Genomic DNA, 7183 nt, shown 5'->3' on the forward strand with positions numbered 1-7183 from the left:
GGTATGGCCGTTAGCGCTGAACTTCTCGCGCAGGGCTTTCGCCGCCTCCACATGGGTCAGCGGACGCTGCTCAATACGCGGGCCGCGCACATCTGAAGCCTGACCGCGTTTAGGCATGTAGGCCGGGTGGTCATCGCGCTCAATGTCCAGATAAGGGTTGAAGCGACCACCGAACGGCAGGGCTTTGTCTTTCTTCGCCGCCTCGGTTTCTTCCTGGCTGGCGGTGCCGTAGGTATGTTGTTCCACTTGATCGCGGTTTGTCTGGGTAACAGTTTCCGGCAGCTGTCGATATTCTTCACCAATCACCGGTGCGCTGGTGCTGTACTGCCAGAGTTCATCTTTATGTATCGCGTGAATAACGTGGAAGGTCTCAAAGCCTTCATCATTGACGATAACGACCCGCGCTTCATCGTCTGACCACGGATTGCGTGCAACCAGTACCTTGTCACCGACGAACACACCAGGAACGTCAGACACATCGTATTCCTTGCCTCTGAAGGGTACGCGCAGCTTGCCGGTAACGGTGCGTTCTTCAGGTGCAGAGATGGCCAGTTCCCTGCAGATTTCGGGGGGCGGGGCTTTTACCAGTTGCTCTTCGGTGATTCTCAGCCAGGCATCGGTACGCGACATGCTGTGGCGGCTGTGGATTGCGGTGCGGTTAAACTTCATACGCCAGAGACGCGCCAGCCGGTTCAGTTCATCAATATCATCCACCCTGAGAAAGCGCAGGCCGCCCTCGAACTTGCGTTCGATAATGTCACGAGCCTTTTCCACCGAACCGGTGGCGCGGGCGTTGTGAGCCTTATGCTGAATGGTGCGGATGCCCATCGCCCGGCACATATTGAGCAGCGAGGCCGAGACCAGTGCAGAGCCGGGGTCGGTAAACAGAATTTTCGGCACCCCATGCAGTACGTCGGCGCTGCCGCGTTCCTGCATGGCGTTAATCATCACTTCCAGGAAGTTGACGGCACTTTCTCCCCCGAAGCGGTACTCGACGTAAATCCAGCCCGTAGTGTGGTCGGTGATTTCAAATGACCACACCCGGTCATTGACGATACGGTCAAGGTTGCGGGGTTTGTTTTTGTTGAACTCTGCCGCGCTCATGACGCGCAGACCGGTGTCCCCTTTTGCCCTTTTGGCCGGATTTTTGAGGTAATACAGCACGCAGATGGACGCATCCAGTTGCCAGACGTGGTTTGGGTGCAGACTGGCCAGCTCCAGGGCAGGAGATGGTGCCCGTAACTGGTCGGGGTGCATACGATGCTGGCGGAGGGCGCGACTGATAGCGTCAATTGAGAGCGGGAAAAACTCCCCGGTCTCAGTATCGGTGCGGCCAGCAATAATCAGACCGTTATCGCGTAATCCGTCCACAATATCCTCCAGACTGTAGCCTTTCTTACCGTTGCCGGGACGGGGAGACGCCAGCCACGCCCCGGAGATGGTCAGCATCTCATCGTGGGTCAGCGTCGTTTTACCGGCATCTGAGCGCTGTTTGCGTGGTCGGCTCATCCGTACCCCCTTAAGCTTTTTCAGCAGGGTGGCGCGTGACATCTGTAATTCTTCACACGCTGCCCGGTATACCGCCTCTTTTTCACCGTGTCCGGCTGCGTCAGCGGCGGCGGCTATGCTGACAAGCCGTTGCGTCAGCGCTGGATTCATGGCTGATTCTCGTACAGCGATGAAAATTCGGGCACCCCGGATGTGCTTTCTCCAGCGTTCCTGTATGCCTCTCTCTGCGCCTGACTAATCTCCTTTTTCAGCAGGCGATCCATCTCTCTGACGAAAGGTAAGGAGTTTGCCGCTGAAACCTGCATTTCGCCGCTGCGGGTCTGAATAATGAAACCCTGAGACATCTCAGGAAGGAAAAGGCACAGAGCAAGCCCCAGCGCCTCCGGGGAGTCCATCACAGGATTAGTCATTTGCATTTTCCTCAAGCGCTTCTTTCACCCATTCATCCATGCCGTCAATCTCACGAAAATCAGGCAGGTCAAACTGCTGACGCATATCGATTACACGGGCTTCGATATCATCAAGCAGTCCTGCCATGATGTGGGTGTGGCTGATGCCGGTACGTTCTGCGTGTTCGGCCAGTGCCTCAAAGCCGCATTTGAGGTTGATAAGAGCGCTGAGTACACCGCTTTTAAAGCCAGTGGCTTCCGTTTCAAGCACCTGACCTTCTTCATCAGGCGTCTCTGTAGTTGCACGGCGCGTCAGTTTCGCCTTGAGTTCATCAGTCTGATCTTTGAGAGCGTTGATCTCATCTTTCTTTTCGGCCAGCGTCTGGCGGCTGATTTCGAGGTCGGTTTTGAGGTCTTCTTTCTCTTTGGTATGTTTGGCGATCATTTCTTCGGCCAGTTCCAGCAGAGCTGTTTTGTCACCTTCTTTGGCCACTTCGATGAGGGCACTCTTCTGATCGTCCGGCAGACGACGGAACTGGCGCAACTCACGGTAGCCGATCCCCATGCGGGACATTGATTCGAGTGCTTCTTCGCCAAGCACGCGCAGGTTTAATAATTCTTCGTCGATATGTTGTGATGATTTTCCGAGTAAACGACAAAACTCATCCCATGTACCTGATAACTCCTGACCGTCAGGAGTTTTCTTTCCTTTCAGTGCCCGATATAGCTTGTTTTCCTTAACAAATGCTAGTTTAGATGTCCTGACGGTCAGGGAAAATTGCGCAAATGCATCGGCCATTTGCGCTTGACCAAGAAGCTGATTCAGCAGATCACGTTCATCACTGAGTTGGCTGGTAACTGTTGCCATCAGATTTTGAGTCGCTTCCAGTTCGGGATTCAGCTCCACGTCAGGTGCAAGTTCAGCAGGTTGTGATTTTGTGCGAGCCATTGTTACTCCTTAGTGGCTACCAGCCAGTACACGCTGGTTAAGTTCGTCGATGCGCCCCTGTGCGCGGGACATTTCATTGTTATGGGCCATGGCGATTTGCAAAAGCTGTACACCAGGAGCAAAACGCCCGTTTTCAAGCTTGAGCGCCAGCCCCTCTTCGATGAGGGTATTCAGTGCCCTATTGATATTCGCTGGAGACTCTCCCAGTGCAGATGCCAGTTCACCGTTGGAAACGCCGTTCAGGGCGTGACCGCGCAGAGCTTTAAGGACGCGCAGAATGCGGGAGCCAGAACTGGATACATTTGCCTTACTCATGTCACATTCCCCTTTTTGCAATATGTGATAACCTTTTACGCAGACAAAAAATCATCAGGCGGCTTGGGCTGCTGATTTAAGTCCAAGCTTCACAGCGATTTCATGGGATTTACCGTACCGAGCCTTGGTCTGACCGTTGAGAACGCGGTAGACCTCGTAACGGCTGTAGCCGTTTTCTTCTGCCCACTGGGTGAATGTAATTCCCCGCTGGCGGAAGAGCGTTTTGACTTGGTCTGCAGTCATTGTTGTCTCCTTGGTTGATACAACTATGTTTGTACTATGTGTGTTAGATTATTGTCTAAAAAATTAGACAGAGCAAGGTATATGTCCATTATTTTAGAAGAACTTCACGATCGTCTAGTTGAGGAATTAAAACGCATCGGCCCTCAAACTGTTGCTAAGTTAACGGGCATATCTCGTGCGACGATTTACAACTGGATGGAAAAGGGCAATACGCCCTTAGATAAATTGGCTCTTTTGGATGCAGCGGGCATAGATGTTACTTACATACTTACTGGTCAGTGTGCTCCAGGGTCTATTGTAGAGAGACCTTCCTTAACAACCCGGCAGGCGGCGTTGTTGGATAACTATGAGCACTTAAATGATTCAGACAAAAAGGCTTTAGAGCGTACAGCCTTTGCGTTGGCGGAACAGGGAAAGGTGAGCAAAAAAACAAAAACAGCATCATGATATGCTCTGAATCTTTAATGCAGAATAAGCTGGATGTATAAGAAAAAGGAGACCAACATGGCGGGTATTCAGGTTATTGCAGGAAATTTTCCCAAGGGATGGGCAAGTTTTGGCTTTGGCACTATTGTCTTCGGTAAAAAACCTAAACAAGGCTTCCCTGATGCTATTGTGCTGAACCCGAAGGAAGAACTGCTATCAATTGAAATTGCAGACAGTGAGGTGGAAAGCCGCATAGGTAAGGCCGCAGGCACAGGTATCCTTGGTGGGCTAATATTTGGTGGCGCGGGTTTGGTCATTGGAGGCTTGCTTGGCGCAGCAGATAAGACAAAGAAGACCATAACATTTAAAGCGGCATTCACGGGGAATAGGCAGCTTCTAGCTAAAACGGATGCAAAAACCTTTTTAAAGCTGCAGTCAATCGCTTTCGATAACGCAAATAATTTGCCTGTAACCGATAAGGTCCATGTTGAAAATTTGGATGCTTCAGCTGAAAATCCATCGACTAAAGAGCCAGATTTATCCCCTTCTGTTGCTGTAGCCAAGATGACATCCAAAGATAAGCTTGAGCTTGCGGTTGGCTTGGTCGTCATCACCTTAGTTATCTGGGCAGTGATTCACTTCTTTTTTTAGGAAAGTGCTTAAAAACACGTGCAGTTCTAATAGAAGTAAGGGCGATTTAAATCCGCCCTTGAGTATCATTTTTTACGCATTGACGGTGTCACAGCCCATCAACAACAGGGGCCTGATAGCAAGCCCGCATGGCTATTGGGATTGGGGGAAATGGTTAATTTTATCTGACCAATGAGTATTCCTTTCAGCTTATCTTCAGGGGGCATTCGCGGCGTTTTCTCTACCCGCTCAAGCGCGGCCTGCATCTCTCTTATTGCCTTTGCCAGATTGTCGGCATTGACGCTAAGTGTGTAGATTTTTGCTGCAGTTTCATACTCATCGCAGGTTATTCCCATTAAGTATGAGGCTTTGGGCTTATTGATTGCTGAACTCATGCGTTTCTCCTTTCAGAAATTGCATATCACAAGTTCCTGGCGCGGTGATGGCTTACCCGCCAGGCTGTAGTTGATGTCAACGGTTTGAATATTCAGGCCATTGAATGCCTGCCGCATTTCCGGGATATCGTTCACCGATATAATCATCTTACCTTTGATGCTCCGCGCCAGCTCCGCCATGTGGACATAGTTACCTATAGGGAAATCTACACCATAGCCTTCCGTTCCCCAGTACGGTGGATCACAGTAGAAAAGCGTGTGGGGGCGATCATAACGCTCTATGCACTGGTGCCAGTCCAGATGCTCTATCAGCGTTCTGGACAGGCGCAGGTGTGCCATCGACAGTTCTTCTTCGATGCGCAGGAGGTTAAAGCGCGGCGCACTTGTGGTGGAGGTTCCGAACGTGTGATCGGCCACCTTNCTCTTCCGGTGTGTCCTGCAGCCATTTGAATATCTGACGGCTGACCAGTGCCCACTTGAACTGGCGGACAAACTCTTCCAGATGATGTTTTACCACCCGATAGAGATTCACCAGCTCGCCGTTAATATCGTTGATGACTTCGGTCTTGCTGGGAGTCTTAAGGAAATAGAGCGCCGCTGCGCCGCAGAACGGCTCCACATAGCAAGTGTGGGCCGGGAACAGAGGCAGAATGTGTTTAGCCAGACGACGTTTACCCCCAATCCAGGGGACGATGGGTAAAGATTGTTGTTTCATTATCCGTAAGCCTTTTGCAATTAATGAAAATATGGCAGGCTAGTCTGGTCTCGCGAGACTGACTGAACCCTGGTCGGCTCACAGTGCATACCTGTGGGTTGATGGTCAGTCCGGTGTTGACGCACCGGGCTGGCCGTTCTTTCAAAGCCATCATGCGTTTCAGGCACACCGACTCACTATTAACGCTGTTTAAAATCCCTTTCCTATGGCATTTGTGATGCTGTCTCCACTGCACAAGGAGACGCACCATGAAAAACCTGAAAAAATTCATTCCCCCTGTTAAAAAGCCCCGCCTCAGCGGCTGGCTGCTGACCTCTCTGCTGTTGCTCGGCACCATCGGTCTGGTATCGCCCCAGCAGCTGCCGGTGGTTGTCTACAAGCTGTCGCTCATCACGCTGGCGGCAGTGCTGGGCTACTGGCTTGACCGTTCGCTTTTCCCCAAAGCCCGCCCCGGTCAGTACCTGAAGCACGATGACAGGCTGATGGCTGATGGTCGCTTCCCCGTCCAGACTGGCCTTCACCTGGTCTTTTCCGCTGCGCTAATCCGCCGTGCGCTGATTGTTGCAGCAGTCTGTCTGGCCGTAGCGACGGGGCTGTGACCATGAACTGGCCTCAAATTACCCTCATCATCCTGCTCGCCTTTGGTCTGGGCGTAACCGCCATCAGGCATGGCGAACCACGCAACGATAAATACAGCTTCTGGTGGCAGCTCACTGGCAACCTGGTTATTGCCTGGCTGCTCTGGTGTGGCGGTTTCTTCAGTCAGGCCCGCGCAGCCCAGCCGCCACAGGCCGCGCTGCAGTATCGCGACGATGTGATCCGTAATGCCCGGCTTGAATGGGGGCTGTCTGCGCCGGTGGCTGACTTCGCCGCGCAACTGCATCAGGAAAGCGGCTGGCGACCTGATGCGGTTTCGCCGGTTGGCGCTCAGGGGCTGGCGCAGTTTATGCCCGCCACAGCTGACTGGATAAGTCAGCTGATGCCGGGGCTGAACAGCCGCGAGCCGTTTAATCCGGCGTGGGCCATCCGGGCGCTGGTCAGCTATGACCGCTGGCTGTGGCAGCGCGTCAGCGCCGCCAACAACTGTGAGCGTATGGCCATGACGCTGTCCGGCTATAACGGCGGTCTGGGCTGGGTACAGAAGGACAAACGGCTGGCCTCGCAGCAGGGGCTGGACAGCTCTCGCTGGTTTGGTCATGTCGCCAAGGTGAATGCCGGGCGCAGCGCTGCCAACTGGCGGGAGAACCGCCACTATCCGCAGCGCATCCTTCGGGAGCTGGCCCCCCGTTACCTGACATGGGGAGGCGGCAGCTGTGTGGACTAGCCTGCTAAAAAATCTGCCGTGGCGCAGTCTGCTGCTGGCAGTGGTCATAAATGCTTTTCTGATTGGACTTTATTACCTGGGCTACAAAAGCGGGCATGAAAACGCTACGCGCGACGGCGATAAGGCGGTCAGTGAGTTGCAGTCAGCATTCGACACATACAAAACGGAGCAGGCAACGCTTGAGAACGCTGCGCTGCGGGCCTGGGCAAAGCGGTATCAGGATCAGGTTGCCGCAGGCCATCAGGCCGAAGCCAGTTACCTTGAGCAGATTGCTCAGCTTGAGAGCCA

The 7183-nt window shown here is 53.0% G+C and carries 10 protein-coding genes and 2 pseudogenes; 5 read left to right on the forward strand and 7 right to left on the reverse strand.

All coding sequences use genetic code 11. The features are described from left to right. From GJV78_RS21885 to GJV78_RS21905, 5 genes are all read right to left on the reverse strand, one after another. Window positions 1-1659, reverse strand: a 1659-nt coding sequence (locus GJV78_RS21885) for a DDE-type integrase/transposase/recombinase (RefSeq protein WP_155110210.1), incomplete at its 3' end; no start/stop codon positions are given. Then, a complete protein-coding gene (locus GJV78_RS21890) occupies window positions 1656-1919 on the reverse strand; it encodes a hypothetical protein (protein ID WP_110593189.1) in 264 nt (87 codons plus the stop codon). The genes GJV78_RS21890 and GJV78_RS21885, both read right to left, overlap by 4 nt. Next, entirely contained in the window at window positions 1912-2847 is a 936-nt protein-coding gene (locus GJV78_RS21895) for a hypothetical protein (protein WP_110593190.1), read from the reverse strand. Before GJV78_RS21895 ends, GJV78_RS21890 begins: the two co-directional genes overlap by 8 nt. 9 nt (window positions 2848-2856) lie before the next feature. Next, window positions 2857-3162: a helix-turn-helix domain-containing protein gene (locus GJV78_RS21900; RefSeq protein WP_110593191.1), complete on the reverse strand. Its 306-nt coding sequence runs from the start codon at window positions 3160-3162 to the stop codon at window positions 2857-2859. Between the two features lie 54 nt (window positions 3163-3216). Next, entirely contained in the window at window positions 3217-3405 is a 189-nt protein-coding gene (locus GJV78_RS21905) for a DNA-binding protein (RefSeq protein WP_023304072.1), read from the reverse strand. An 81-nt stretch (window positions 3406-3486) separates the two neighbouring features. On the opposite strand from GJV78_RS21905, the gene GJV78_RS21910 reads away from it, so the two are divergent. Continuing rightward, complete coding sequence (locus GJV78_RS21910) at window positions 3487-3852, forward strand: helix-turn-helix domain-containing protein (RefSeq protein WP_050582480.1); 366 nt, start codon at window positions 3487-3489, stop codon at window positions 3850-3852. A gap of 57 nt (window positions 3853-3909) precedes the next feature. Then, window positions 3910-4482 (forward strand): hypothetical protein, encoded by a 573-nt coding sequence (locus GJV78_RS21915; protein ID WP_110593193.1) that lies wholly within the window; start codon window positions 3910-3912, stop codon window positions 4480-4482. Window positions 4483-4580: 98 nt separating this feature from the next. Here the strand turns inward: GJV78_RS21915 and GJV78_RS21920 are convergent, their stop codons facing one another. Next, complete coding sequence (locus tag GJV78_RS21920) at window positions 4581-4856, reverse strand: hypothetical protein (protein WP_023304070.1); 276 nt, start codon at window positions 4854-4856, stop codon at window positions 4581-4583. A gap of 12 nt (window positions 4857-4868) precedes the next feature. Further along, window positions 4869-5571, reverse strand: a pseudogene (locus GJV78_RS21925) (DNA adenine methylase). Window positions 5572-5819: 248 nt separating this feature from the next. On the opposite strand from GJV78_RS21925, the gene GJV78_RS21930 reads away from it, so the two are divergent. From GJV78_RS21930 to GJV78_RS21940, 3 genes and pseudogenes are all read left to right on the forward strand, one after another. After that, entirely contained in the window at window positions 5820-6170 is a 351-nt protein-coding gene (locus tag GJV78_RS21930; RefSeq protein ID WP_006118559.1) for a putative holin, read from the forward strand. A 2-nt stretch (window positions 6171-6172) separates the two neighbouring features. Beyond that, entirely contained in the window at window positions 6173-6895 is a 723-nt protein-coding gene (locus GJV78_RS21935; RefSeq protein ID WP_155110211.1) for a transglycosylase SLT domain-containing protein, read from the forward strand. Next, a pseudogene (locus tag GJV78_RS21940) lies at window positions 6885-7183 on the forward strand (hypothetical protein); the annotation flags it as partial. The gene GJV78_RS21935 and the pseudogene GJV78_RS21940, both read left to right, overlap by 11 nt.

Source organism: Intestinirhabdus alba (assembly GCF_009711095.1).
Lineage (GTDB): Bacteria > Pseudomonadota > Gammaproteobacteria > Enterobacterales > Enterobacteriaceae > Intestinirhabdus > Intestinirhabdus alba.

What these genes read in the sequence shown, in the direction of transcription:
- GJV78_RS21890 (WP_110593189.1), bottom strand. Translation starts at nt 1,919, where the DNA reads ATGACTAATCCTGTGATGGACTCCCCGGAGGCGCTGGGGCTTGCTCTG.
- GJV78_RS21895 (WP_110593190.1), bottom strand. Translation starts at nt 2,847, where the DNA reads ATGGCTCGCACAAAATCACAACCTGCTGAACTTGCACCTGACGTGGAG.
- GJV78_RS21900 (WP_110593191.1), bottom strand. Translation starts at nt 3,162, where the DNA reads ATGAGTAAGGCAAATGTATCCAGTTCTGGCTCCCGCATTCTGCGCGTC.
- GJV78_RS21905 (WP_023304072.1), bottom strand. Translation starts at nt 3,405, where the DNA reads ATGACTGCAGACCAAGTCAAAACGCTCTTCCGCCAGCGGGGAATTACA.
- GJV78_RS21910 (WP_050582480.1), top strand. Translation starts at nt 3,487, where the DNA reads ATGTCCATTATTTTAGAAGAACTTCACGATCGTCTAGTTGAGGAATTA.
- GJV78_RS21915 (WP_110593193.1), top strand. Translation starts at nt 3,910, where the DNA reads ATGGCGGGTATTCAGGTTATTGCAGGAAATTTTCCCAAGGGATGGGCA.
- GJV78_RS21920 (WP_023304070.1), bottom strand. Translation starts at nt 4,856, where the DNA reads ATGAGTTCAGCAATCAATAAGCCCAAAGCCTCATACTTAATGGGAATA.
- GJV78_RS21930 (WP_006118559.1), top strand. Translation starts at nt 5,820, where the DNA reads ATGAAAAACCTGAAAAAATTCATTCCCCCTGTTAAAAAGCCCCGCCTC.
- GJV78_RS21935 (WP_155110211.1), top strand. Translation starts at nt 6,173, where the DNA reads ATGAACTGGCCTCAAATTACCCTCATCATCCTGCTCGCCTTTGGTCTG.